At 70.6% G+C, this 25,156-nt stretch carries 19 protein-coding genes and 1 riboswitch; of the genes, 9 read left to right on the top strand and 10 right to left on the bottom strand.

Annotated features, from left to right (window positions below):
- Positions 1–45 precede the first annotated feature (45 nt).
- The 3 genes from EP757_RS08605 to thrC all read left to right on the top strand — a co-directional run bounded on the left by EP757_RS08605 (position 46) and on the right by thrC (position 6,465).
- Entirely contained in the window at positions 46–2,946 is a 2,901-nt protein-coding gene (locus EP757_RS08605; RefSeq protein ID WP_127543686.1) for an alpha/beta fold hydrolase, read from the top strand.
- On the top strand, positions 2,943–3,800 hold the full coding sequence (locus EP757_RS08600; RefSeq protein WP_127543684.1) for an ABC transporter permease: 858 nt from the start codon (positions 2,943–2,945) through the stop codon (positions 3,798–3,800). Before EP757_RS08605 ends, EP757_RS08600 begins: the two co-directional genes overlap by 4 nt.
- 1,232 nt (positions 3,801–5,032) lie before the next feature.
- Positions 5,033–5,171, top strand: a riboswitch (SAM riboswitch).
- A 10-nt stretch (positions 5,172–5,181) separates the two neighbouring features.
- Entirely contained in the window at positions 5,182–6,465 is a 1,284-nt protein-coding gene (thrC, locus tag EP757_RS08595) for a threonine synthase (protein WP_127543682.1), read from the top strand.
- A gap of 224 nt (positions 6,466–6,689) precedes the next feature.
- Here thrC and EP757_RS08590 read toward each other — a convergent pair whose 3' ends face one another.
- Both EP757_RS08590 and EP757_RS08585 read right to left on the bottom strand, forming a co-directional pair.
- The gene (locus EP757_RS08590; RefSeq protein WP_127543680.1) at positions 6,690–7,127 is read right to left on the bottom strand and encodes a hypothetical protein; all 438 of its coding nucleotides are present in this window, start codon (positions 7,125–7,127) and stop codon (positions 6,690–6,692) included.
- Positions 7,127–7,639, bottom strand: coding sequence for a GNAT family N-acetyltransferase (locus EP757_RS08585; protein WP_232050423.1), 513 nt, complete (start codon positions 7,637–7,639; stop codon positions 7,127–7,129). Before EP757_RS08585 ends, EP757_RS08590 begins: the two co-directional genes overlap by 1 nt.
- A gap of 364 nt (positions 7,640–8,003) precedes the next feature.
- Here EP757_RS08585 and groL point away from each other — a divergent pair, with 364 nt between their 5' ends.
- A complete protein-coding gene (groL, locus tag EP757_RS08580) occupies positions 8,004–9,626 on the top strand; it encodes a chaperonin GroEL (RefSeq protein ID WP_127543676.1) in 1,623 nt (540 codons plus the stop codon).
- Between the two features lie 112 nt (positions 9,627–9,738).
- Here groL and EP757_RS08575 read toward each other — a convergent pair whose 3' ends face one another.
- Positions 9,739–14,568, bottom strand: a complete 4,830-nt coding sequence (locus EP757_RS08575; protein WP_127543674.1) for an Ig-like domain-containing protein — start codon at positions 14,566–14,568, stop codon at positions 9,739–9,741.
- A gap of 91 nt (positions 14,569–14,659) precedes the next feature.
- Between EP757_RS08575 and EP757_RS08570 the strand changes: the two genes are divergently transcribed.
- Together EP757_RS08570 and EP757_RS08565 are read left to right on the top strand one after the other, a co-directional pair.
- Positions 14,660–16,459, top strand: a complete 1,800-nt coding sequence (locus EP757_RS08570) for a glycerol-3-phosphate dehydrogenase/oxidase (protein ID WP_127543672.1) — start codon at positions 14,660–14,662, stop codon at positions 16,457–16,459.
- Complete coding sequence (locus tag EP757_RS08565; RefSeq protein ID WP_127543670.1) at positions 16,456–16,743, top strand: DUF4031 domain-containing protein; 288 nt, start codon at positions 16,456–16,458, stop codon at positions 16,741–16,743. Before EP757_RS08570 ends, EP757_RS08565 begins: the two co-directional genes overlap by 4 nt.
- On the opposite strand, the gene EP757_RS08560 is transcribed toward EP757_RS08565, so the two are convergent.
- Complete coding sequence (locus tag EP757_RS08560; RefSeq protein WP_127543668.1) at positions 16,715–17,353, bottom strand: metal-dependent phosphohydrolase; 639 nt, start codon at positions 17,351–17,353, stop codon at positions 16,715–16,717. The genes EP757_RS08565 and EP757_RS08560 overlap by 29 nt on opposite strands.
- A 29-nt stretch (positions 17,354–17,382) precedes the next feature.
- Between EP757_RS08560 and EP757_RS08555 the strand changes: the two genes are divergently transcribed.
- Both EP757_RS08555 and EP757_RS08550 read left to right on the top strand, forming a co-directional pair.
- Positions 17,383–18,492 (top strand): aromatic acid exporter family protein, encoded by a 1,110-nt coding sequence (locus tag EP757_RS08555; protein WP_127543666.1) that lies wholly within the window; start codon positions 17,383–17,385, stop codon positions 18,490–18,492.
- Positions 18,493–18,541: 49 nt separating this feature from the next.
- The gene (locus tag EP757_RS08550; RefSeq protein ID WP_232050422.1) at positions 18,542–20,092 is read left to right on the top strand and encodes a PrsW family intramembrane metalloprotease; all 1,551 of its coding nucleotides are present in this window, start codon (positions 18,542–18,544) and stop codon (positions 20,090–20,092) included.
- Here EP757_RS08550 and EP757_RS08545 read toward each other — a convergent pair.
- Complete coding sequence (locus EP757_RS08545; RefSeq protein WP_174262521.1) at positions 20,089–20,385, bottom strand: co-chaperone GroES; 297 nt, start codon at positions 20,383–20,385, stop codon at positions 20,089–20,091. The two genes, EP757_RS08550 and EP757_RS08545, sit on opposite strands and share 4 nt — an antisense overlap.
- A 168-nt stretch (positions 20,386–20,553) precedes the next feature.
- Here EP757_RS08545 and EP757_RS08540 point away from each other — a divergent pair, with 168 nt between their 5' ends.
- Positions 20,554–21,798, top strand: coding sequence for an AI-2E family transporter (locus tag EP757_RS08540; protein WP_127554140.1), 1,245 nt, complete (start codon positions 20,554–20,556; stop codon positions 21,796–21,798).
- Positions 21,799–21,842: 44 nt separating this feature from the next.
- On the opposite strand, the gene EP757_RS08535 is transcribed toward EP757_RS08540, so the two are convergent.
- From EP757_RS08535 to EP757_RS08520, 5 genes are all read right to left on the bottom strand, one after another.
- Entirely contained in the window at positions 21,843–22,184 is a 342-nt protein-coding gene (locus EP757_RS08535; protein ID WP_127543662.1) for a DUF1416 domain-containing protein, read from the bottom strand.
- Positions 22,185–22,186: 2 nt separating this feature from the next.
- Positions 22,187–23,035, bottom strand: coding sequence for a sulfurtransferase (locus tag EP757_RS08530; protein ID WP_127543660.1), 849 nt, complete (start codon positions 23,033–23,035; stop codon positions 22,187–22,189).
- 194 nt (positions 23,036–23,229) lie between these two features.
- On the bottom strand, positions 23,230–23,307 hold the full coding sequence (locus EP757_RS44765; protein WP_370457851.1) for an Ms5788A family Cys-rich leader peptide: 78 nt from the start codon (positions 23,305–23,307) through the stop codon (positions 23,230–23,232).
- Positions 23,308–23,372: 65 nt separating this feature from the next.
- Positions 23,373–24,110 carry a DUF2993 domain-containing protein gene (locus EP757_RS08525; RefSeq protein WP_127543658.1) on the bottom strand — a complete coding sequence of 246 codons (738 nt, stop codon included), beginning with the start codon at positions 24,108–24,110 and terminating at the stop codon, positions 23,373–23,375.
- Positions 24,111–24,141: 31 nt separating this feature from the next.
- Entirely contained in the window at positions 24,142–25,143 is a 1,002-nt protein-coding gene (locus tag EP757_RS08520; protein ID WP_127543656.1) for a hypothetical protein, read from the bottom strand.
- Positions 25,144–25,156 lie beyond the last annotated feature (13 nt).

Raw genomic sequence — 25,156 nt, 5'->3', positions numbered from 1 at the left:
CGGTTCACAGGCGTCGCTCAGCCGCCGGCGACTAGCGTGTGCGCCATGTCTGCCCTGACCGCCGGGTTGCGTCACCTGCCCCGGCTCACCCGGCGCCGGGCGATCGTCGCCGCGGCAGTGATTGCGCTGCTCGCCGCCGCGGCGGTCTGGGTGATCCGCTCCGACAGCAGCGACTGGACCTCCGAGGATCTGCGCCTGACCGTGCGTTCCGGCCCGGCCGGCGACGAGCCGGTCGACCTGGACGCGCGCTTCTACCTGCCGGCGGACCGCTCGGGCAAGGTGCCGGCCGTGCTGCTGGCCCACGGTTTCGGCGGCACGAAGAGTTCGGTGAGCTCGGACGCGGAGAGCCTCGCCTCCCGTGGCTACGCGGTCCTGACCTGGACCGCCCGCGGTTTCGGCCGCAGCGGCGGTGAGATCCACCTGGACGACCCGGACTACGAGGTCAAGGACGCGCAGGGCCTGCTCGACTGGCTCGCCGCCCGTCCCGAGGTGAGCACCGACGCCGCCGGTGACCCGCGGGTCGGCGTGGTCGGCGGGTCGTACGGCGGCGCCCTAGCCCTCCTCCTGGCCGGCCAGGACCAGCGAGTCGACGCGATCGTCCCGTCGATCACCTGGAACGATCTGAGCACCGCCTTCCTCCCGCAGTCCGCCGACACGGACGCGACGGGCGTCTTCAAGAAGTCCTGGGCCGGCCTCTTCTTCGGCAACGGCTCCTCGTCGGCGGAAAGCCTGCTCGCGACCCAAACCGGCGCCGGCGCCGGCGCCGGCGCCGATGCCGATGCTGAGGCGGGCGCCGACGCTGAGGCGGGTGCCGAGGCGGGCACCGGCGGCCCGGCTGCGGGTGGTTCGGGCGCCGGCCCGGCTGCGGGTGGTTCGGGCGCCGGCCCGGCCGCGACGACGCAGGACCCCGCGTGTGGCCGCTTCGCCGCCGATGTCTGTGCCGCTTATCTGCAGATGGCGACGACAGGCATCCCGGACGCGAAGACCCTCGATCTGCTGCAGCAGTCCAGCCCGGCCACCGTGCTCGACCGGATCAAGGCGCCGACGCTGCTGGTCCAGGGTGCCGTCGACACCCTCTTCCCGCTCTCCGAGGCGGACGCGAACGCCCGCGGCATCGCCGCCACCGGCACCCCGGTGCGGGTCGCCTGGTTCACCGGCGGCCACGACGGCGGTGCCGGCCCCACCTCCGACTCGGACCGGGTCAAGTACCTCACGATCCAGTGGCTCGACCACTACGTGAAGGGCGAGGGTGACGCGCCGGGCGACGACTTCACCTGGTCCCGGGTGGCCGGTTTCAGTGCCACCGACCGCGGGCTGGTGACGAACGGCTACTCCGCCGACGCGTACCCCGGCATGACCGGAACCGGGCGCACCGAGGTCACCCTGTCGGGCCCCGCAGCACCGATCGCCAACCCGCCGAACGGCAACCCGGGCGCGCTCAGCTCACTCCCCGGAGTCAGCGGGCGGCTCAGTTCGGTGCTCAGCGGCGGTGTCGCGATGGACGTTCCCGGACAGTTCGCGTCGTTCACCTCCGAGCCGCTCGCCGAGTCGATCGAGGTCGGCGGCTCGCCGTCGCTGCGACTGCGGGCTGCGTCGCCGACCGGTGAGGCGACGCTGTTCGTGAAGCTCTACGACGTCGACCAGAACGGCGCCTCGACGCTCAGCGCCGGACTCGTCGCGCCGGTGCGGCTGACCGGGCTGCCGGCGAACGTTGACCAGGCGCAGGCGGTCACCGTGACGCTGCCGGCGATCGTCCGCCGGATCGAGGCCGGGCACACGATCCGGATCGCCGTCGCCACCTCTGACCAGGCATTCCTCACTCCGGCGCAGCCGGCCACCTACACCGTCGCGGTGGACTCCGCGCTCACCCTGCCGACGCTGACCGGCACGCCGATCGCGGATCCGGCCGCCTACTGGTGGTACGCGCTGGCCGGCGTGCTCGCCGCGATCCTGCTCGGCCTGCTCGTGGTGATCCTGGTGATCCGCCACCGGCGCCGGGAGACCTCGGTGACCGCCGAGTACGCCGAGACCCCGCTCGTGGTGAACGGTCTGCGCAAGGCCTACGGGGACGGCTTCGTCGCCGTACAGGAAATCGGCTTCACCGTCGAACGCGGACAGGTCGTCGGTCTGCTCGGCCCGAACGGCGCCGGCAAGACGACGACGCTGCGTGTGCTCATGGGCCTCACCACCCCGACCGCCGGCGAAGTGTTCGTTTTCGGTCATCGGCTGGTGCCCGGTGCGCCGATCCTGTCCCGGGTGGGCGCGCTCGTCGAGGGACCCGGCTTCCTGCCGCACCTGACCGGCGAGCAGAACCTGCGCGCCTACTGGCAGGCCACCGGCCGCCCGTGGGAGGACGCCCGCTTCGACGAGGCGCTGGAGATCGCCGGACTGGGTGCGTCGGTGCGCCGCCGCACCAAGAACTACAGCCACGGCATGCGGCAGCGGCTCGCCATCGCGCAGGCCATGCTCGGCCTCCCCGAGCTGCTGGTCCTCGACGAGCCGACGGACGGCCTCGACCCGCCGCAGATCGCCGAGATGCGCCGCGTCCTGCAGCGGTACGCCACCGACGGCCGGGCCGTGCTCGTCTCCAGCCACCTGCTCGCCGAGGTGGAGCAGACCTGCACGCACGTGGTCGTGGTGAACAAGGGCCGGATCGTCGCCTCCGGCCCGGTCGGCGACATCGTCGGCGAGTCGCCGTCGGTGCAGCTCGACGTGAGCGACGTGCCGGCCGCGACCCGGATCTTGGAAGATCTCGGCGTGCGCTCGGTGACACCGGACGGCGCCTCCGGGCTGATCGTCGACATGTTCGGGACGCCTCGCTCCGAGATCGTCGCGTCGCTGGTCAAGGCCGGTATCGGCGTCGACCGGCTGGTGCCCCGGCGCCGGCTCGAAGACGCGTTCCTGGCCCTGGTGGGCGACAACTCGCGGGGAAGTGGGGACCGATGAGCGCCCTGGGTTACCAGCCGTCACGCACGATGCCGATCTGGGCCGAGATCCGCCGCCAGGCCTCCCGCCGCCGCACCCAGCTCGCTCTCGGCTTCATGGTCGTGCTGCCGCTGATCATCCTGATCGCCTTCGAGTTCGACACCGGCGGCCCGGGCGACGAGGACAGCGGCAGCGGCGGCGCGTTCAGCAGCATCGCCGACCTCGGCACCTCCGGCGGCCTGAACTTCGCGCTCTTCTGCCTGGCCGTGTCGGCAGGTTTCCTGCTGGTCGTGGTGGTGGCCCTCTTCTTCGGCGACACGGTGGCGTCCGAGGCGAGCTGGGGCAGCCTGCGCTACCTGCTGGCGATCCCGGTCCCGCGGGCCAGGCTGCTCGGCGTCAAACTGATCGTCGCCGCGGCGTACTCGGTGCTCGCCTTCCTGATCCTGCTCGGCACCGCGCTGCTGATCGGCACCCTCCGCTACGGCTGGGGTCCGCTCGGCAGCACCATAGCCGCCGAGATCCCGCCGGCCGAGGGCCTGCTGCGCCTGCTCGGCATCGTGGCGTACCTGCTGGTGACCATGCTCGTCGTAGCCGGCCTGGCCTTCCTCATGTCAGTCCTGACCGACGCGGCCCTGGGAGCCGTGGGCGGCGCCGTGATGCTCTGGATCCTCTCCAGCATCCTCGACCAGATCACCGCCCTCGGCGGCATCCGCGACTTCCTGCCGAGCCATTACGCGGATGCCTGGCGTGGCCTGCTCTCCACCCCCATCCAGGGTGAAGACCTCGCAAAGGGCGCAATCTCCGCAATCGTCTATGCCACGATCTTCTGGGGCCTGGCCTTCTACCGCTTCACTCGCAAGGACGTGACCTCCTAAGAGCAGATGTCGCAGGGGGTGGTGGGTGCCGGCCGCTGCCGGGGGTGTCCGTCCCGGCTCGACCGCACGTCAAGCTGTCCCGTCGCCTGTTGCGGCACTCCGCTTCTCCAGATCTTGAGCGATGTCGGACATCCTGAGGTGCAGGGTCGCTCAAGATTGCGGAGTGGGTCGCGTGTGGGTGCGGGCCGCTGCCGGGGGTGTCCGTCCCGGCTCGACCGCACGTCAAGCTGTCCCGTCGCCTGTTGCGGCACTCCGCTTCTCCAGATCTTGAGCGATGTCGGACATCCTGAGGTGCAGGGTCGCTCAAGATTGCGGAGTGGGTCGCGTGTGGGTGCGGGCCGCTGCCGGGGGTGTCCGTCCCGGCTCGACCGCACGTCAAGCTGCCCTGCCGCCTGTTGCGGCACTCCGCTTCTCCAGATCTTGAGCGATGTCGGACATCCTGAGGTGCAGGGTCGCTCAAGATTGCGGAGTGGGTCGCGTGTGGGTGCGGGCCGCTGCCGGGGGTGTCCGTCCCGGCTCGACCGCACGTCAAGCTGCCCTGCCGCCTGTTGCGGCACTCCGCTTCTCCAGATCTTGAGCGATGTCGGACATCCTGAGGTGCAGGGTCGCTCAAGATCCCGGAATGGGTCGCCTGTGAATGCGGGCCGCGCCGGGCTCTGCTCGATCTTGGATGCCCGGAGATGCAGGATGGCTCAAGATCCGGGGTGAGTTCCGCGGCGAGTGCGGCCTACTACGGCCTTTGCGAGTTCTTGGGTGTTGTTGGACGCCCCGAAGTGCAGAATCGCTCAAGATCGAGGGGGCGGCACCTGCTGCACGAGGCGCCGTCCGGGCGGTGCGGGTGCGTGCCTGTGGCGGTGTGTAGTGGGGCTTGTGATTCGCGGTGCGGGTGCCTGTGGCGGTGTGTGGCGGGGCTTGCGAATCGCGGCGCCGGTGCCTCTGGCGGTGCTTGGTGGGGCTTGCGCTTCGCGGTGTGGGGAGGCTTGGTGGTGGGGCTGATAGGAGAAGAGGGCGCCACCGCTTACTCAGGTCGCGCGGGGGCAGGGCGCGGGATGGACGCGTAGCGGCCAGCGCCCGGTCCCGCGCGCTCGGCGTGAGCTGCGGTCCGCACCACCCACCCCGCTGCGACCGCAAGGTTTTGATCTTGGGTAGGAGAGGAGAGGACTCGCTCACACCTCGGGAACTCGTGGTGGTGATCGCGGTTCCTCGTCGTAAGCTTCGGGAAACAACTGAATACCTCATCCAGAGGGGCAGAGGGAACGGCCCTGTGAAGCCCCGGCAACCACCGTGCGAGTCTCGATGACGAGGCCACCGGACACGGCAGGTGCTAATTCCGTCCTCGTTTCGGCAGGTCGCCGCGGGGAAAGATGAGAGGAAGGCCTCGATGACGTCTACCGTCAGTGCACCCAGTTCCACCTCCACTTCGCCGGCCCGTGGCTTGATCTGCCGCGCGTGTGCCGCCGAATACCCGCTCGCCGCGCAGCACGCCTGTTACGAGTGTTTCGGCCCGCTCGAGGTCGCTTACGACGAGGCGGCGCTCGCGCGGGTGACCCGGGCCGACATCGAGGCGGGTCCGCAGAACATCTGGCGCTATGCGGCGCTGCTGCCGGCCGGGCAGGACCCGGCCACCCGGGTGACGCTCGACCCCGGCCTGACCCCGCTGGTGAGCGCGCCCGCCCTGGCCGCCGCCGTCGGGCTGACCGCGCCGCTCTGGGTGAAGGACGACTCGCAGAACCCGACGCACTCGTTCAAGGACCGGGTCGTGTCGGTGGCGCTGACCGCCGCCAAGGAGCTCGGCTTCAACCGGTTCTCCTGCGCCTCCACCGGCAACCTGGCGAACTCGGTCGCCGCGCACGCCGCCCGCGCCGGGGTGCCGAGCATCGTGTTCATCCCGTCCGACCTGGAGCAGGGCAAGATCATCACGACGGCGGTCTACGGTGGCGAGCTGGTCGCGATCGAGGGCTCCTACGACGACGTGAACCGGCTCTGCAGCGAGCTCGTGGAGACCGACGAGTTCGAGGACACCGCGTTCGTCAACGTCAACGTCCGCCCGTTCTACGCCGAGGGTTCCAAGACCTTGGGGTACGAGGTGGCCGAGCAACTGGGATGGCGCATCCCGGCACAGGTCGTGATCCCGATGGCGTCCGGAGAGCTGCTCACCAAGATTGACAAGGCGTTCAGCGAGCTGGTCGAGATCGGACTGGTCGAGGCGCCGGAGGGCGGCTGGACGGTGTTCGGCGCGCAGTCGGCCGGCTGCAACCCGATCGCCACGGCGCTGCACAACGACACCGACGTGATCACCCCGGTGAAGCCGACCGGCATCGCGAAGTCGCTGAACATCGGCGACCCGGCGGCCGGGCCCTATGCGATCGAGGCGGTCAAGCGGACCGGCGGCTGGATGGACTACGCCGACGACGAGGAGATCCGCGCGGGTATCCGCCTGCTCGCCGAGACCACCGGCATCTTCGCCGAGACCGCCGGTGGCACCACGGTGGCGGTGCTGAAGAAGCTGGTGGAGAGCGGCAAGCTGGACCCGGCGAAGGAGACCGTCGTCTACAACACCGGCGAGGGTCTGAAGACTCTGGACGCCGTCGCCGGCCAGGTTGGACCGACTCACACGATCAAGCCGTCGCTGAAGGGCGCACGCGAGGCGGGCCTGCTCGGATAACTCTCAGTAGCCGGTTATCTGCCGACTGTCGAGAAATACCTCCTCCGAGGACTTGCGATCCGATCTCCGGATGGGCAGGATGCTCTCTGCGGGAGGACGCGACGCCGTACGAGGCCCCTCACCTGGACATTGGCGACAATCTCCGAGGGACCCAACGATCCAGCGCTGACCCATATGGCTTCGTGCCGGAGGCGCTGTGCGTCCGTCCTCCCGACCAAATCCCGCTAGCGGCGCAGCAGCCGCCGCACCCATGGCCGCAGCGGTTCGAACTCGGGATAGTTCCCGTCCGCCAGCCCGGCCCGCTTCTCGAAGAAGTTGCGTACGCCGAACGACCTGGTGAGGCAGATCGACCAGCCGCAGGCGACCCAGTAGGCGGGCCAGAAGAACGGTCCGAGCACGGCGTACTGGCCGGCGTGGTGGCTCTCGTGCTTCAGCAGCCGGGCGCGCCGCTCGTCGAGCAGCCACTCCGCCGTCCGCTTCGTGATGATCACCGAGCCGACGGTGAAGCACGACGCCGGCGGTTTCGAGAAGCGGTATCCCTCGGCGATGTAGATGCCGTCCGGGCCTTTGACCAGCCGGGCGCCGGTCAGTTTCGCGACCAGCATGCCCGCGGCGGTGGTGCCGTTCACCGCGGTCAGGACGGTGCGCGTCCGCGGTCTCATCAGATCCGCCGGCGCATCTGCAGCTCGGTGAGCTGGGGCACGGTGGGATGCGGCAGGCGCACGTCGGTGTCGACGAAACCCAGTTTCTCGTACGCCCGGACGGCCCGCCCGTTGCCCACCACCACTTCGAGCATCAACTCATCACGCCCGGCCGCCAGGGACCAGTCGGCCACCGCGTCGACGAGCTGCGCGAGGACTTTGCCGCCCCGGAACGCCGGGGTCACATAGACGGCGAAGACGACGGTGCAGCCCGGCTCGTCGGGCAGGACCGTCCCGCCGGCGTGCCCGATCAGGGGACCTCCGCCGTCGGCCGGCCCGGCGATGAACTGTGCCGTCTCGTTGCCGGTGGCCGACTGCCGGATCCGTTGCCGGAAGCTCTCATGCGGCCGGGCCGCGGCCTGCGCCAGCGTCTCCAGGAACGCGAGCGGGCTGTCGGCCAGCATCTCCAGTCGCAGCGCACGCATCCGGCCCGCATCCTCTGGTGTGACCCGGCGTACGGTCCAGTTCTCCATGACGTCCTCCATACAGGCCGTTGTCCGCACCGGCAACCCTGACCTGCGCTTTCAAGATCCTTACGAGAATCCGGGACCCGTTCGAGGGTTTCGCGGGAAGATGGGGTTTCTTGCACTCGCCACCGGGGAGTGCTAAACAAGTGATTGGCACTCGCGGCTAGTGAGTGCCAGCAGGTCGGGACGGTGGGGTTCCGGTCGCTGCGCTGCCATCGGCGCCGCGATACGAAACCGGTCGTCGCGGGCTATCCGGCTCGGCCTGAGGACGTCACATCGCCAGGTGGTGACGTCCGCAGACGTTCCTCAACGTGCGGAGAGCGGGGCCGACGAGGCCCGGCACCGCGGATGTCCGGGAGGACAACGCCGTATGGCCAAGATCATCGCATTCGACGAGGAGGCTCGTCGGGGCCTCGAGCGCGGCATGAACCAGCTTGCCGACGCCGTCAAGGTGACGCTCGGCCCCAAGGGCCGCAACGTCGTCCTCGAGAAGAAGTGGGGCGCCCCCACGATCACCAACGATGGTGTATCCATCGCCAAGGAGATCGAGCTCGAGGACTCGTACGAGAAGATCGGCGCTGAGCTGGTCAAGGAGGTCGCGAAGAAGACGGACGACGTCGCCGGTGACGGCACGACGACCGCGACCGTCCTCGCCCAGGCGCTGGTCCGTGAGGGCCTCCGCAACGTCGCCGCCGGCGCCAACCCGATGGCCCTGAAGCGGGGCATCGAGGCTGCTGTCGCCAGCGTCTCCGAGGGCCTGCAGCAGCTGGCCAAGGACGTGGAGACCAAGGAGCAGATCGCCTCCACCGCCTCCATCTCCGCCGGTGACTCCACGGTCGGCGAGATCATCGCCGAGGCCATGGACAAGGTCGGCAAGGAAGGCGTCATCACCGTCGAGGAGAGCAACACCTTCGGCCTCGAGCTCGAGCTCACCGAGGGTATGCGCTTCGACAAGGGCTACATCTCGGCGTACTTCATGACCGACGCCGAGCGCATGGAGGCCGTCTTCGACGACCCCTACATCCTCATCGCGAACTCCAAGATCTCCGCGGTCAAGGACCTGCTGCCCGTCCTCGAGAAGGTCATGCAGTCCGGCAAGCCGCTGGTCATCATCGCCGAGGACGTCGAGGGCGAGGCCCTGGCCACCCTGGTCGTCAACAAGGTCCGTGGCACCTTCAAGTCGGTCGCCGTCAAGGCCCCCGGCTTCGGTGACCGCCGCAAGGCCATGCTGGAGGACATCGCCATCCTGACCGGTGGCGCCGTCATCAGCGAAGAGGTCGGCCTCAAGCTCGACGCCGCCGACCTGACCCTGCTGGGCCAGGCTCGCAAGATCGTCATCACCAAGGACGAGACCACCGTCGTCGACGGTGCCGGCAACGGCGAGCAGATCCAGGGCCGGGTCAACCAGATCCGCGCCGAGATCGAGCGCTCGGACTCCGACTACGACCGTGAGAAGCTGCAGGAGCGCCTGGCCAAGCTGGCCGGCGGCGTTGCGGTCATCAAGGTCGGCGCGGCCACCGAGGTCGAGCTCAAGGAGCGCAAGCACCGCATCGAGGACGCCGTTCGCAACGCGAAGGCGGCCGTCGAGGAGGGCATCGTCCCCGGTGGTGGCGTGGCGCTGGTTCAGGCCGGCAAGAGCGCGTTCGACAAGCTGGACCTGTCCGGCGACGAGGCCACCGGTGCCAACATCGTCCGGGTCGCGCTCGACGCCCCGCTGCGTCAGATCGCCGTGAACGCCGGCCTCGAGGGTGGCGTCGTGGTGGAGAAGGTGCGCAACCTGGAGCCCGGCTGGGGTCTGAACGCCGCGAACGGTGAGTACGTGGACCTCCTGGCCGCGGGCATCATCGACCCGGCCAAGGTCACCCGCTCGGCGCTGCAGAACGCCGCGTCGATCGCCGCGCTGTTCCTCACCACCGAGGCCGTCGTGGCCGACAAGCCCGAGAAGAACCCGGCTCCGGCCGGTGCCCCGGGCGGCGGTGACATGGACTTCTGAGTCCGGTGAGGTTTGTTCACGACGGTGGAGACCTGAGCGCGCCGCTTACGCAAGCGGCGACTCAAGGTAGGTCGTGAACAAGCCTCAGTCTTAGAGAAGGGCGGTCCGCTGTTCAGCGGGCCGCCCTTTTCGCTGCCCATTGCAGGGCCATGCCGGTCAGGACGGTGAGCGCGCCGAAGCGGATCAGGGTGACGACGTTGCGGCCGGTGATCGGGAGAGGCGCTTCCGGCGGCGCCGGGGGCGGCGGTGACGGCACCGGCGAGGGTGGTGGCGTCGGCGAGCCGCTGGGGCTCGGGGATGCGGGCGAGCCGACCTCGATGGTCACGGTCGCCTGGGCTACGTTGCCGTTCGCGTCGACGACCGTGTAGGTGAACGTGTCGGTGCCGGTGAAGCCCGGATCCGGGGTGTAGGTGACGGTTCCGTCGGCGTTGAGGACGACGGTGCCGTGTTCGGGGGAACCCACGTCGGTCACGGTGACCGGCCTGCCCTGGTGATCGGTGCCGGGTAGCGGGACGGCCACTCGCTCGCCGGGCTTGGTGACGGCGGCCCTGTCCGGGACCACTGGCGGAGCCACGCTGGTCGGAGCGATCGGCGGGGAAGTGACCGGCACGGTAGTCGTGGGCGGGATCGTCGGCGCGGTCGTGGCGGGCGCGGTCGTAGTGGGCGCAATTGTCGTCGGCGGAGGGGTCGCCGGCGGAGTCGTCGTGGGTGGCGTGGTCGCCGGTGGCGCGGTTGTCGGTGGCGTGGTTGCCGGAGTCGTCGTCACCGGCGGAGTGGTCGTCGGTGGTGTGGTCGCCGGCGGTGTGGTCGTCGGTGGCGTGGTCGCCGGAGTCGTTGCTGGTGGCGTGGTTGCCGGCGTCGTTGCCGGTGGAGTCGTCGAGGGCGGGACGATGATCGGCGGCGGGGATGCCACGAGCACGGTTATCGTTCCCGTGGCGGTGTTGCCTGCCGGGTCGCGGACGACGTACGAGAAGATCTCGGTCCCGGCGAATGACGGCAGCGGCGTGTAGAGGACCGTCTGACCCGCCTGCACCGACGCGCTGCCGTTCGCGGGCGTGCTCACCGAGACGACGGTCAGGGCCCCGGACTCCGGATCGGTGTCGTTGGCGGTCACCGGGATCACCACCGCCGTCGCCGAGGCCGTCGCGATCGAATCCGGGACGGCGACCGGCGGACCGTTGATCGTGATGGTGACCAGGCCGATGTCGGTACGCCCGAGATCGTCGGTGACCACATAGGTGAACGTGTCCTGCCCGGTGCGACCGGCCGCCGACCGGTAGGTGAGCGTCCCGTCCGCGGCCAGCACGACGGTCCCCTTGCCCGCGCTGCCGGCCGAGGCGACGCTCAGCAGCTGCCCGGTGTTCGGGTCGGTGTCGTTGGCGAGCACGTCCAGATCGGTCGTGACCTGGGGGTGGGCCACGAAGAAGTCGTCGGTGGCGATCGGGGCGGCGTTGCGTACGGTGATCGTGATGACCGCCGAGTCGGTGAGCTGATCCGGATCCTCGATGGTGTACCCGACGGTGTCGGTGCCGTAGAACCCGGCCGCCGGGGTGTAGGTGAACGTGTCGTCCGAGTTCCGGACCACCGTGCCGTGTGCCGCCGTGGTGGTCCCCGCCAGCGTGAGCGGGTCTCCGTTGGGATCGTCGTCGTTCGCCAGCGGATCGATCGTGACGGCGGCGCCGGTGTCGGTGGTGACCGCGTCCGCCCGGGCCACCGGCGCCGAGTTGACCACGCCGATCGTCACGGCGGCGGTGGACGAGCCGAGGCCGTCACTGAGCGTGTAGCCGAAGAGGTCGGCGCCCCGGTACCCGGCGCCGGGCGTGTAGGTGATCTTCCGGCCCGGCCCGATCGCCGCGGTGCCGTGTGCCGGCGGCCCGGTGATCGTCATGGTCAGCGGGTCGCCGTTCGGGTCCGGGTCGTCGTTCGCCAGCACGTCGATGACCAGCGGATTCCCGGCCTGTACGGTGACCGCTTCGGGCCGGGCCACCGGCAGGCCGTTCGCCACCGTCACGGTGACCCGTCCGGTGTCGGCGCCGCCGTGCCCGTCGTCGACCGTGTAGTCGAACCAGTCCGTGCCGGAGAAGGCGGTGTCCGGGGTGTAGCGGATCGTCCCGTCCGGCTGGACGGCGGTGGAGCCGTGGGCCGGGTTCGTCGCGCCGCTCACCCGCAGCGGATCGGGCGGCAGGTTGGCGTCGGTGACGTGGCTGAGCACGTCGACGTCGATCCGCCGGCCGTACGGACCGGCGACGGAGAGGTCGGCAGCGACCGGCGGCGCGTTCCGGACCGTCACGGTGACCGTCGCCGAGGAGGTCAGCCCGCCGCCGTCGCGCATCGCGTACGGAAAGGTCACGGTCCCGGAGAAGCCGGCCGGAGGCTGATAGCGGACCAGACCGCCCAGGATCGTCCCGGGCGCCCCGACCGACTGGAGGATCTTCACGTCGCCCAGGTTGGGGTCGGTGTCGTTGGCGAGCACGTCGAGCAGCAGCCCGGTCTCGAACCCGGTGGTGGCCGCGTCGTCGGCGGCGGTCGGAGCGGCGTTCGCCACGTCCACCCGGACGTTGCCGGTCGCCTGCCCTCCGTGGCTGTCCTGGATCGTGTAGGTGAAGTGCGCCTGACCGCTGAACGAGACGGCCGGCGTGTAGGTGAGCAGCGGCCCCACCCTGGTCACCGTGCCGGCGCCGGCCTGCGGCTGGCTGACGGAGATCACCGTGAGGGGGTCGTTGTTCGGGTCGGTGTCGTTCGCCAGCACCGCGATGACGACAGCCGTCGCGGGTGGGGCGTTGCGCTCGTCGTCGTTCGCGATCGGCAGCGCGTTCGCGGTGGTCACGGTGACCGTGGCGGTGTCGGATCCGCCGTAGGCGTCGGCCGCCTCGTAGGTGAACGTGTCCGTCCCGGTCCAGCCGGCGACCGGGGTGTAGGTGATCGTCCCATCGGCTTCGACGACGGCGGCGCCGTGCGCGGGGTTCGTGACGATCGAGGTCGCGGTGCCGCCGGTGTCGTTCGCCAGCACGTCGATCGTCACCGGAGCGCCGTTCGTCGTGGTGGCGTTGTCGGCGACCGCGTCCGGCGGCGTGTTCACCACGAGCGTGGCGGTGGCCGTGTCGTTGCCGCTCACGGTGTCCCGCCCGGTGCCGGAGGCTTCGAGGGTCGCCACCGCGTTCGCGGCGGCCGCTGAGCCGGCGGTGGCCGGGATCGTGACGCTCGCCTGGTGGCCGGGGAGCAGCGGGCCGAGCGGGCAGGTGATCACCTGCCCGGTGGAGGAGCAGCCCGGCGGCAGGGCGCCCGCGGTCAGGCCGGTGGGCAGGGTGAGTTCGGCGGCGGCGGCCGGTTCCAGGTCGGGCCCGGCGTTGCGGACGATGGCGGTCCAGCTCACGATCTGCGGGAGGGAGGAGCGCTGGACGTACGGCGGAGTCACGCTCACCGTGGCCGACCTGTCGGAGTCGGGCCGGAGGACCGGGGTGGCGGAGGCCGCGCCGGCCGAGGCGACGGCGACGCTCGTGGTCCGGCCGGTGTAGCTGACGTTCACCAGGTTGGCGATGGCGTGCCCGGCCGGGACGGCGGCGTCGACGGTGACCCGGAAGGTGACGTAGGTGGTGCCCAGATAGGGGATGCTGCCGAGCCGGAACACGGCGACGCCGCCGGACCGCTCGCCGCCGTCGCCGTCGGCCGCGTCGGTGACGGGCGAGCCCGCGACTATCAAGGACGAGGGGACGTACGTGGTCCAGACCGGGATCGCGTCGGCGAGGGTCACCCCGTCGGCGATGTCCTTCCCGTCGTTGCGCACCGCGATCCGGTACTCGATCACGTCGCCCGGCACCAGCGTGCCGCCGTTCACGTCGGTCGCCGTCATGGTCGTGACGATCTTGGGGGCGTACAGGTCGATCGCGATGGTGACGACACCCGGGTAGTAGGTCTCGCCGGCCGTGGTCATCGTCAGGGTGGCGCTGGTCGCGGCGTTGGCGAGGACCCCTGACGCGTCGAACTGGTCGATGTCGACGCCGAACAGGTTCCGGTGGCTCGGATTCCGGCCGCCGACGATCGACCCGCCGTCGCTGACCGTGCTGTTGAAGGCGTTGTCGGCCGGGTTCGCCCCGTCGCTGAGCGTCTGGCCGTTGAGCCGCAGGGCGTCGCCGGTCTTGCCCAGGTCACCCTCGTACGCGACAGCGCCCACCTCGGCGTTCACGGTCCCGCTGTGCGGAGTCTCGAAACCGGTCACCGGGATCGACACGCTGCCCGAGGTGATCGAGCCGAACCCGTCGTAGACCCGCAGGCTGCGCAGGTCCTCGGCCGGGTTGGCGTAGGCGATCACCAGGGTCCAGCCGGCGTACCGGTCGGTGCCCCGCCCGGACTGGATGTTCGCCACCGAGTAGACGCCGTTGCCGGCCCCGGCGACCAGGGCGGTGACGTCGGCGAAACCCTGGTACGGCCCGGTCGCGCTGATCGTGAACAGCTTCGTCGCCGTGATCGGGTTCCACGTGGAACCTGCCGGCGTACGAAGAAGGACCTTGTTCTTGTCCGCGGCGGAGGGCGCCGCCGCCCCGAGGAGAGTGCCCACCGCGCTGCCGGCGCTCGGGTCGGCGCCCCAGTAGAGCCCGGCGAAGAGCACCGTGCTGCCGGCCGGCATGCCGATCGTCGCGGTGCTGTCGTTGAACGTGGCCGGGTCGCCGTCCGCGTCCGTGAAGATCATCGGGTAGCCGTTGTCGTTCAACTCCTCGGTGGCCGTCGAGCCGACGCCGTTCCGGGCATTACCGCAGGTCGGCGTGAGGATGTTGATCGGGCAGGTCAGGTTCGCGTTGCCGCGCAGCATGATCGAGCCGTTGGCGTTCACGTCGAACCGGGTGGTGAACGGGCTGGTGATGGCCGCCGCGACCCGGGCCGGTGGCACGGTCGTCACCATCAGGGCCAGGACGAGCAGGAGGATCCCGGCGCAGCGTGCCCGCACGCCCTCACGCTAGGGAGACGCGCCGCGGTACGTACGAGAATGCCGTTTTTCGTCCGCGTGGGGGACACCTGGTGGCGCTAACCTGGGACAGGTGCGTGATCCCTCGGTATCCCGGAACTCGGCCGGTCGGCTCTCTCCCATCCGGCGGACGGCAGACCTGCGCCGGCTCCGTGACGAACAGTTCGACGTCCTGGTGGTCGGTGGCGGCGTCACCGGCGCCGGCGCCGCGGTGGACGCGGCCTCCCGGGGGCTCAAAGTCGCCCTGGTCGAGGCCCGCGACTTCGCGGCCGGCACGTCCAGCCGCTCCAGCAAGCTGATCCACGGCGGCCTGCGTTACCTGGAGCAGCTCGAGCTGCACCTGGTCCACGAGGCGCTGACCGAGCGCGGCCTGCTCGCCACCCGCCTCGCGCCGCACCTCGTGCGCCCGGTGCCGATCATGGTCCCGCTCCCGTCGGCGAACATCGCCCAGCGCGCCTGGCAGCGGGGCTACTACGGTCTGGGCGTCGCGGCGTACGACGTCTTCGCCGGTGTCTTCGGCGCGGGCCGGGGCATGCCGCTGCACCGTCACCTGAGCCGCGACGGCGCCCGGCACCTGTTCCCGAGCCTGCGCGCCGACAAGATCGCCGGGGCGATCCGCTACTTCGACGGCCAGGTCGACGACGCCCGTCTCGTGGTCAACCTCGGCCGGACCGCGGCCAGCCTCGGCGCGGCGGTGGTCACCAGCGCCCGGGTCACCGGGTTCGTCCGGGAGGCCCGCCAGGTGGTCGGCGTCCGGGTCCGTGACCTGGAGTCACCCGGTTCCGAGGAGTTCGAGGTCCGGGCCAAGACGGTTGTAGCGGCGACCGGCGTCTGGAGCGACGACATGTCGCAGATGCTGCGCGACGTCGGCCTGCGCCCCGGGATGAAGGTCCGCGCCTCGAAGGGCGTGCACCTCGTGGTGCCGCGCTCGGCGATCACCGGCGAGGCCGGCCTGATCCTGCGGACCGCCACGAGCGTGCTCTTCGTGATCCCGTGGGGCGGGCACTGGATCATCGGCACCACCGACACCGACTGGCAGCTCGACCGCTCGCACCCGGCGGCCTCGGCCCGCGACATCCGCTACCTGCTCGACCAGGTGAACACGGTGCTCGACCGCCCGCTCACCACCGACGACATCGAGGGCGTCTACGCCGGCCTGCGCCCGCTGCTCTCCGGCGAGGCCGACTCCACGTCGAAGCTGTCCCGCGAGCACGCCGTGGTCGAGCCGATGCTGGGCCTTCTCATGGTCGCCGGCGGGAAGTACACGACGTACCGGGTGATGGCGGCCGACGTGATCGACCGTGCGGTGCGCCGGCTCGGCGGGCCGGCGCAGCCCTCACGGACCGACCAGTTGCCGCTGCTCGGCGCGGACGGCTACGCCGCCGCCTGGCGCGACCGGCAGGACCTGGCCCGGCGGCACGGCGTCACCACGGGCGTGGTCGAGCACCTGCTGGAGCGGTACGGGACGATGACCGTGCACCTGCTGGCGATGATGGCCGCCGATCCGCAGCTGGCCGTCCCGCTCGCCGGAGCGCCGGAATACCTCGCCGCCGAGGTGGCCTACGCGGCGCTCGCCGAGGGCGCGCTGCACCTCGACGACGTGCTGACCCGGCGCACCCGCATCTCGTTCGAGACCACGCACCGCGGCACCGAGTCGGCCGAGCACGCCGCCCAGATCATGGGGGACGCGCTGGGCTGGGACGCCACCGTCCGGCAGAAGGAGATCGAGCACTACCTGGCCCGGGTGACCGCCGAGCGGCAGTCGCAGACCATGCCCGACGACGCGACCGCCGACGCGGCCCGGATCGGAGTGCCGGACGTGCGCGGGCTCACCGCCGACCGGCGGATCGAGCTGCTCGAGATCGATCTTTGATCCTCGTCGACGAGCCGCTCTGGCCGGGTCGCGGCTGCCTCTGGTCGCACCTGGTCAGCGACGTCTCCTTCGACGAGCTGCACGCGTTCGCGGAGATGCTGGGCGCGCCCAGGAAGGCGTTCGACCGGGACCACTACGACATCCCGGAGTTCCGCTTCCGCCCGGCGCTCTGGCTGGGCGCGACCCTGCTGCCGTCCCGGGATCTGGCCTCCCGGCTCCGGACGGCGGGACTGCGCCGCCCGAAGCATCTCTCGCCTAAGCGAGTTCTTCCAGCTCGGCCTTGAGGTTCGCCTGTGCCCGGTCCTCCCACGCGTCGCGGATCGCCCGGTGCCGGTAGATCGAGGGCAGTTTGAGCAGCTCGGTCAGCACCTGCGTGCGGCCGGCCCGGAACGCGTCGTCGGGCACGTGCGCGTACTCCCGGCGGATCGCGCTGGTGTACCGGGCGTACCGCTCCTCGTCGGCCGCGAGGATCGACAGGTCGGCGTCGCAGAGCAGTTCGCCGTCCGGGTCGTCCTCCTCGGTGGCGTGCCCGGCGGTGAGGCCGACCAGCCGGGCCACCTCGGACGCGACCTCCTCCGGGGCGCCGAGGCTCAGCAGCAGGCCTTCGGCGAACTCGGCGCTGTCCCGCTCGTTGGCGTCGCCGAGCGCCCGCGGGTCGTAGACGGCGTCGTGCAGCCAGGCCGCGAGGCGTACCCGGTCGGGGTGCGGCGCCAGGTCGGCGAACCGGTCGACCACGTCGAGGACGGCCGCGAGATGGGTCACGTCGTGGTAGTGGCGCTGCGGCTCGTTCCAGCGTCCGAGCAGGTAGTTCGCGGCGGCGTCCAGGTCGGCGTCGCTCGTGGTGGCGCCGGCGCCGCGCGCCGCCGTCCGGAAACGATCGGGCAAAGATGTCACAGTGGCATCCTGGCACGTAGGTTGAGTGCATGATCGCCGCTCTGGCCCGCGCCCGTGCGGGTCTGATGCTCGCGTCGCAGTCCGGGCTGGCGGCCGGTCTCGCCTGGTTCGTGGCCCACGACCTGCTCGGCCGTCCGGTGCCGTTCTTCGCACCGATCGCCGCGGTGATCACTCTCGGATCGTCGGTGGGTCAGCGGCTGCGGCGGACTTCCGAGCTGGTGATCGGCGTCGCGGTCGGCATCGGCATCGGGGACGGCATCATCCTGCTGATCGGAACCGGTCCGGTGCAGATCGGAATCATCGTGCTGCTCGCCGTGCTGATCGCGACCGCGGCGGGCGGCGGTGCACCGCTGATCGTTCAATCGGCCTCCTCAGCCGTGTTGGTCGCCACCCTCACCATGACCACCGGTCAGCCCTGGACGCGCTTCCTGGACGCTCTCGTGGGTGGCGGAATCGGTCTGGCAGTGATGAGCATCCTGCTCCCGCTGAACCCGCTCACCGTCGTCTCCCGGGCCGCTGATCCGGCGCTGCGGGCGTTCAGCGGCGGTCTGCACGACGCGGCCGAGGGACTGGCGGCTCACGACCCGGCCAAGGTTCAGGCGGCGCTGGACCGGCTGCGCGCGGCCGAGGGCACGTTCGACGCCTTCCGGTCGGCGATCACGGCGGCCCGGGAGAACGTGGCGTTCGCGCCGGCCCGCTGGCGATCCCGAGGGGCTCTGGCCCAGTACGTCGAGGGCGCCGCGCAGCTGACTTATTCGCTGCGCAACGTCCGCGTGCTGATTCGCCGGGCACAGACCGCGCTGAACGATGAGGAGCCGATCCCCGGGGTGCTTCCGGTCTCGGTCCGGCACCTCGGCGACGCCGTCGACCTGCTCCGCCAGGAGTGGGATCGGGGCGTCGAACCGCTCGCGGCCCGGGAACGGGCGCTGCGTGCGGTCGCCGAGTCGGGGAAGGCCTACCGGGAGGGCGTCGGGTACTCGGGCGGCGTGGTGGTGGCGCAGGTGCGCACCGCCGTGGCGGACCTGCTGCGGGCCACCGGCGTCGAGTACGCGGAGGCGACCCGGCAAGTCCGGGCCGCGATCGGGTGGAGCGGGCGGCCGCACGGAACCCGGAAGCGGCAGCGTCCGCGGCGAACCTGAGAGATCCTCGGGCACGCTTCGCGCGACGCCGGTGACTACGCTGGCTGACATGGCCGACGTCTCGACGCCGGGGTCGCCCGACCCGCAGGCAGCGACCCCTGTAGAAAACCGGCCGGAAAATCCGGAAACTCCGGAAACCGACGCGATTGAGGCGACTGACCCGGTTCCGCCGTACCCGGTCACCAGCGACGCGATGGCGAGCGCCCCGATCCCCGGCCGGCGGATGGGCTGGCGACGCTGGCTGCCGGTCACCGCGGTGATCGCGCTGATCGCCTCAGCCGCGATCGGCATGCTGGTCTTCCTCGGCTACTCGATCGGCGTGACCGGTCTCGCCATCGGCCTGACCGCTGCGATCCTGCCCGTCCCGCTGCTGGCCAGCGCGTTCGCCTGGCTCGACCGCTACGAGCCGGAGCCGGTGAAGTACCTGGTCTTCTGCTTCGCCTGGGGCGCGGCGGTGGCGACCGCCGTGGCGCTCGTGGTGAACACCGGCGCGGCCTGGCTGTTCGACAAGATCGGGCTGCCGGACGCGCTGGTCGCCGTGCTGGTCGCGCCGTTCATCGAGGAGTCGATGAAGTTCCTCGGTCCGCTGCTGCTCTTCTGGCGGCGCCGCGCCGAGTGGTCCGGCATCACCGACGGCATCGTCTACTGCGGCCTCTCCGCGCTCGGCTTCGCCATGGTGGAGAACGTGCTCTACCTGGGCGGCCACGGGTACGCGGCGGGCGCCGACGAGTACGGCCCGGCCACCGGCCTGCAGAACGTCTTCCTGATCTTCATCGTGCGGATCCTGTTCACCGGCTTCGCGCACCCGCTCTTCACCTCGATGGCCGGTATCGGGCTCGGCATCGCCGCCCGCAGCGCCGACCGGACCACGCGGTGGCTCGCCCCGATCGCCGGCCTGCTCGCCGCGATGATCCTGCACGGGCTCTTCAACCTGCTGCCGACGCTCTCCGCGGCCACCGGCGAGACCCTGATCATGCTGTACGGCTACCTCGGCTTCATGGTGCCGTTCTTCTTCGCCGTCGTCGGCTTCGCGATCGCGCTGCGCAGCTGGGAGGGCCGGCTCGCCGAGCGGGTGCTCCCGCTCTACGTGCGGACCGGCTGGTTCGCGCCGCCGGAGGTGGCGTCGCTCGCCAGCCTCGGCCGCCGGCACTCGGCCCGGCAGTGGGCCAAACGGGTCGCCGGTCCGGCCGGCCACCGGGCCATGAAGAGCTTCCAGTTCGCCGCCACCCGGCTGGCGCTGCTGCGCGACGGGATGCAGCGCGGGCTCTCGCACAACCCGCGCGACCTGGCGAAGGCCGCGACCGAGGAGCAGGAGCTGCTCGCCGCGATCACCGGGTACCGCTCGGTCTTCGCCGGGCGCGACCCGCAGACGCCGCCGGCCTGGTGGGACGGGCAGAACTACCGGATCACGTTCCCGGACGGCGTGGTGCGGGCGATCGCGCCGCCGGAGGAGCCGGTCATGCCGGTCCCGGTGACGCTCGCACCGCCGCCACCGCCGCCCATGTACTACCCGGGCTACGGACAGCACTACCCAGGCCACGGACAGCCGCCTGCGTACCCGCCTTTCCCGCAGCAGGGCGGAGGCTGGCCGCCGAGCTAGAGGTAAAGGCCCGTGCCGTCGGAGGAGACCCTGGTCGCGGCGACGGCGTGCACATCGCGCTCGCGCAGCAGGACGTAACCCTTGCCGTGCAGTTCGACCTCGGACCTGTCGTCGGGGTCGAACAGCACCCGGTCGCCCACGACTATCGAGCGGACGTTCGGGCCCACGCCCACGGCGGTCGCCCAGGACAGCCGACGTCCCATCGAGGCGGTCGCGGGGATCACGATGCCCGCGGTGGATCGGCGTTCGCCCTCTCCACCGTCCTGGCGGACGAGGACGCGGTCGTGCAGCATCCGGATCGGCAATCCGGCGTCGGTAGCGGTATCGGCGCTCACATCCGCAGACGGTACGCCCGTGACCCTCGGCTCCTCGCGGCTGGTCGGGAGAGCCATCCGGGCATCAGGGCACTACGGTGATGGACGCGTATCGCACTGTGTCGAGGGGGTAGGCGGTTGAACCGCTTGCAGCGGGTCCGGGACAATTTGAAGAAGGCGTACGACTCCGGCCGGGAGCAGGTCCGGACCGCCCGCGACGAGAACGCGGTCCCGGAACCCGACTTCGCGCCCCGCCCACCCGAGCCGGAGATCGTGCACGCCTCGACGAACAGCCGGGACGACGCCGACGTGCCCCAGCCGCTGCGGATCGCGGCGGCCTGGAGCTGGCGGCTCATCGTGGTCGGCGTCGTCGGTCTCGCGCTGCTGAGGCTGATCGGCATGGTCAGCATCGTGGTCATCCCGCTCGCCATCGCGCTGCTGCTCAGCGCGCTGCTCGGCCCGGCCGTGAAGTGGCTGCTGCGGCTGCGGGTGCCGAGCTCGCTCGCCACCTTCCTGGTGCTGATCGGCGGTCTGGCGGCGGTCGTCGGCACGCTGACGCTCGTCGTCAACCAGTTCATCGACGGCCTGCCGAACCTGACCGAGAACGCCAGCGCCGGCGTACGGCAGATCCAGGACTGGGCACGCACCGGTCCGCTGCACCTCTCCGACGCCCAGGTCGACCAGGCGATCGACTCGGCGCAGGAGTGGGTCAACTCGAACACCACGCAGCTGACCTCGACCGGCATCTCGACCGCGGCGACCATCGCCGAGGTGGCGACCGGCCTGGTGCTGGTGCTCTTCGCCACGTTCTTCTTCCTGCGCGACGGCCGGAAGATCTTCCGCTTCGTCGTCCGGCTCTTCCCGGTGAACGCCCGCTGGTCCATCGCCGACGCCGGCGACGCCTCCTGGATGACCCTGGGCGCCTATGTACGCGCGACAGTGCTCGTGGCGTTCATCGACGCGGTGGGAATCGGGCTGGCGCTGGTGATCCTCGACGTCCGGTTCCCGTTCCCGCTGGCCGCGCTGGTCTTCCTCGGCGCGTTCATCCCGATCGTCGGCGCCGCGGTCTCCGGCTCGGTGGCGGTGCTCGTCGCGCTCGTCGACCAGGGCTGGGTGGTCGCGCTGCTCACCCTCGGCGCGGTGATCCTGGTGCAGCAGCTCGAGGGACACGTGCTGCAGCCGCTGATCATGGGCCGGGCGGTGGCGATCCACCCGCTCGCGGTGATCATCGGGATCGCCTGTGGCGTGGTGCTGGCCGGCATCATCGGCGCGCTCGTCGCGGTTCCGCTGATCGCGGTGCTCAACACCGGTGTGCGGCGGCTGTCACGCCGCCGCCCCGAGGTGCCGCCGGACGCGGTGGTGGTCACTTCCGGTGGTTCTGCCTCCGGATAGCAGAAGGGGGCGGGAAACCCGCCCCCTTTTCAACAGAGCGTGGACTAAGCGGTAGCCACGTTGATCGCGACCTCGTTGACGCCGACGGTCGCGTCGACGGCGAGCTCGCCGTTGCCGAACCGGCTCAGGGCCCGGACGGTCCAGGAGCCGGGAGCGGCGAAGAACCGGAAGACGCCCTCCGGGGAGGAGACGACCTCGGCGGTGAACTCGCCGGAGCCGTCGAGCAGGCGGACGTACGCCCCGCCCACGGCGTCACCCTCGGCGCTGGTCACGATGCCGGTGATGACGGTCTCCCGGGTCAGGTCCACGCTGCTGGGGAGGGGCGCGGACTGGTCGGGGGCGGCGCAACTGGCAGCGGCCGTGGCGTTGGTGGCAGGTGAAGTCATGATCAGGCCTTTCCGGGTTCGTCGCCGAGGGCGATCGGCACACCGATGAGCGAGCCGTACTCGGTCCACGAGCCGTCGTAGTTCTTCACGTTCTGCTGACCGAGCAGCTCCTTGAGCACGAACCAGGTGTGCGAGGAACGCTCGCCGATGCGGCAGTACGCGATGGTGTCCTTGCTGCCGTCGAGGCCGGCCTCGCCGTAGATCTTGGCAAGCTCCTCGTCCGACTTGAAGGTGCCGTCCTCGTTGGCGGCCTTGCTCCACGGCACGCTGATCGCGGTCGGGATGTGACCGGCCCGCTGCGACTGCTCCTGCGGCAGGTGCGCCGGGGCGAGCAGGCGGCCGGCGAACTCGTCGGGGCTGCGCACGTCGACCAGGTTCTTCACGCCGATGGCCTGCACGACCTCGTCGCGGAACGCGCGGATCTCGAGGTCCGGCGCCTTGGCGGTGTAGGTGGTCGCGGCGCGGGCCGGGACGTCCTTGGTGTAGACGCGGGCGTCGAGCTCCCACTTCTTGCGGCCGCCGTCGAGCAGCTTCACGTCGCCGTGGCCGTAGAGCTTGAAGTACCAGTACGCGTACGCCGCGAACCAGTTGTTGTTGCCGCCGTACAGGATCACGGTGTCGTCGTTGGAGATGCCGCGCTCGGAGAGGAGAGCGGAGAACTGCTCCTGGTTGACGAAGTCGCGGCGGACCGGGTCCTGCAGGTCCTTCTTCCAGTCGATCTTGATGGCACCCGGGATGTGACCGCCGTCGTAAGCGGTGGTGTCCTCGTCGACCTCGACGAAGACGATGCCCGGCGTGTCCAGGTTCTTCTCGGCCCAGTCGGCCGAAACGAGTGCGGTGTCGCGACTCATCGATTCACTCCCTGATGGTGGGTGATGGGTGAGTCAGCGCACGGAGATGCGGTCGCACTCCGCGCGGACCCATGGTTTAGCTACGGATCACGGGCTGCTTGTGCGACGGCGCCACTGCCGGGCGAGAAGATTGCCCTGGGCTAGCTAGAGGCGTGGGCTTAGCTAGAGAAAGGTGCTCAGCACCGAGTGGCCCGTCAGTAGACAGGGCGACACAGGCACGCGGCCACGCGACACAGGTCGATCGCGCGCCTTTTCGTGAGCAACAGGCTCATGCGGTCGACCATATCAGCGAGTCCAAGGCGCGGAACAGGGCCGACCACCATCCGGGATCGGGCGATTACAGGCCACCCGCTGAAAGGTTCACGTTCTGGGCGCCCGCGGTGACCCGCAGGCCCTCCGGCAGGACCTGCACTTCCCGCACCACCAGGTTCAACGGCAGCTCGGGGATCTTCAGCTGGTAGGACAGCGCGTCGATCATGCTCTGCAGGAACGGGAATGCCGGCAGGTCCTTCGACGTGACCTCGGAGAACTTCACCGTCACCCCGCCGTCCTCGACGACCAGGTTGGTGGTGCCGGTCACCTCGATCGGCTGCTGCCCGGGGATCTCCAGCTGCACCGAGGCGATCAGCTTGCCGTCCTTCTCCTCGAGCTTCAGGCCGTCCTGGTTCACCAGGTTGGTGATCTCGGCGTATCCGATGGTCCCGGCGCCGGCCACCGCGCCCGCGATCACGTCGCCGCCGTTGCGGAGGGTGTCCAGCGGCGCCTTCACGTCCTGGGCGCTGATGTCCAGCAGCGACATCCGGACCGTCCCGTTCGCGCCGTCGGGCGCGGAGAAGTCCGGCAGGGCGATCTTGACTTCCTGGTAGTCGCCGGACGCGACCTGGGTGAGGAACGGGAAGCCCTCGATCGTCACGTCCGGGGTGCCGCTCGTGGCGTTCTGCGCGGCGACCTCGGCGGCGACCCGGTCACCGAGCTCGCGCTCCGCATAGGACTTGCCGACCCGGTCCAGCACGAAGGCGCCGCCGATGAGAAGCAGCACCAGGACAACGACGACGGTCAGCAGTCTTCGCCTCATGGATGTCCTTCTTGCCCCGACCGGCGGAATTTCATGTGAGGTACAAGTGTGCCAGCGCGTAGGTGGCGCCGGCGACCAGCGCGAACCCGCCGAGCGGTCCCTGCATGTGCCGGGCCAGCCAGAACGTCGGCGCCTCGCCGGCCAGGCGGCGTCCCGCCTCGCCGAAGTTCACCGCGAGGTCGATCAGGATCGCCGCGACCGCCGCGACCAGGCCCAGCACCGCACCCTTCGCCGGCGTGAACGGCAGCACCAGATAGCTGCCGAGCATCGCGGCGCCGAGCGTGCCGACCATCGCGCCCAGCACGATGCCGGTCGCCCCGCGCGGCACCTGCGCGGCGATCCGCGGCTTCGGGAAGACCGCATCGGTGAGCCGGGAGACCAGCAGCGCCAGGCCGGCGCCGGTGCAGCAGACCAGGATCGCCTGCGCGCCGACCGGCTGACGGGTCAGGACGATCAGGACCGCGTACGCCACCGCTCCGAAGACGATCATCGCGGTCGTCCGGTAGGTGTCGCTGATCCGCTGCCGGTCCTCGGCCTTGAACACCTGCCCGATCAGCGCCAGCACGGTGCCGCCGGCGGCCACATAGACCAGTGGCAGGAGTTCGGCGGTGCCGCTGGTGACCGCCAGGTAGTCGGCGGCGAGCGCGGTCACCGCCGCGACCGCCGCGGTGACCCGGGCCGCCGGCGGCTGGAGCGCCATGGTCCAGGCCAGCAGCGCGAGCAGTTGCACTCCGAAGAGCACGATCGCGTACGAACCCCGGGCGTCCGGCCCTGATGTGATCGAACCGAGGATCAGCGCGATCGCCAGCAGCGCGGCGAACCCGGCGATCGCGACACTGAGCTTCGGCCGGACCGGGATGATCTCGATCTCTTCGAACTCGTCGTCCTCGGACTCGCTCGACGGCCGGTCGTCGCCCTCCTCGTCGGGGACGGCGCCGTACATGCCGGCCTTGGGCCGGCCCGGGCTCATCCGTGCGACCTGCTGGGAGGTTTCGGCATCCCAGGGATCGTCCTGCGGCATGGAGGGGAACACTCCAGCGATGGTG

This window comes from Actinoplanes sp. OR16 (genome assembly GCF_004001265.1).
In the GTDB taxonomy this organism is placed as follows: domain Bacteria; phylum Actinomycetota; class Actinomycetes; order Mycobacteriales; family Micromonosporaceae; genus Actinoplanes.
Note: the sequence above shows the minus strand (reverse complement) of the source record. Positions and strands in the feature narration are given on the sequence as shown.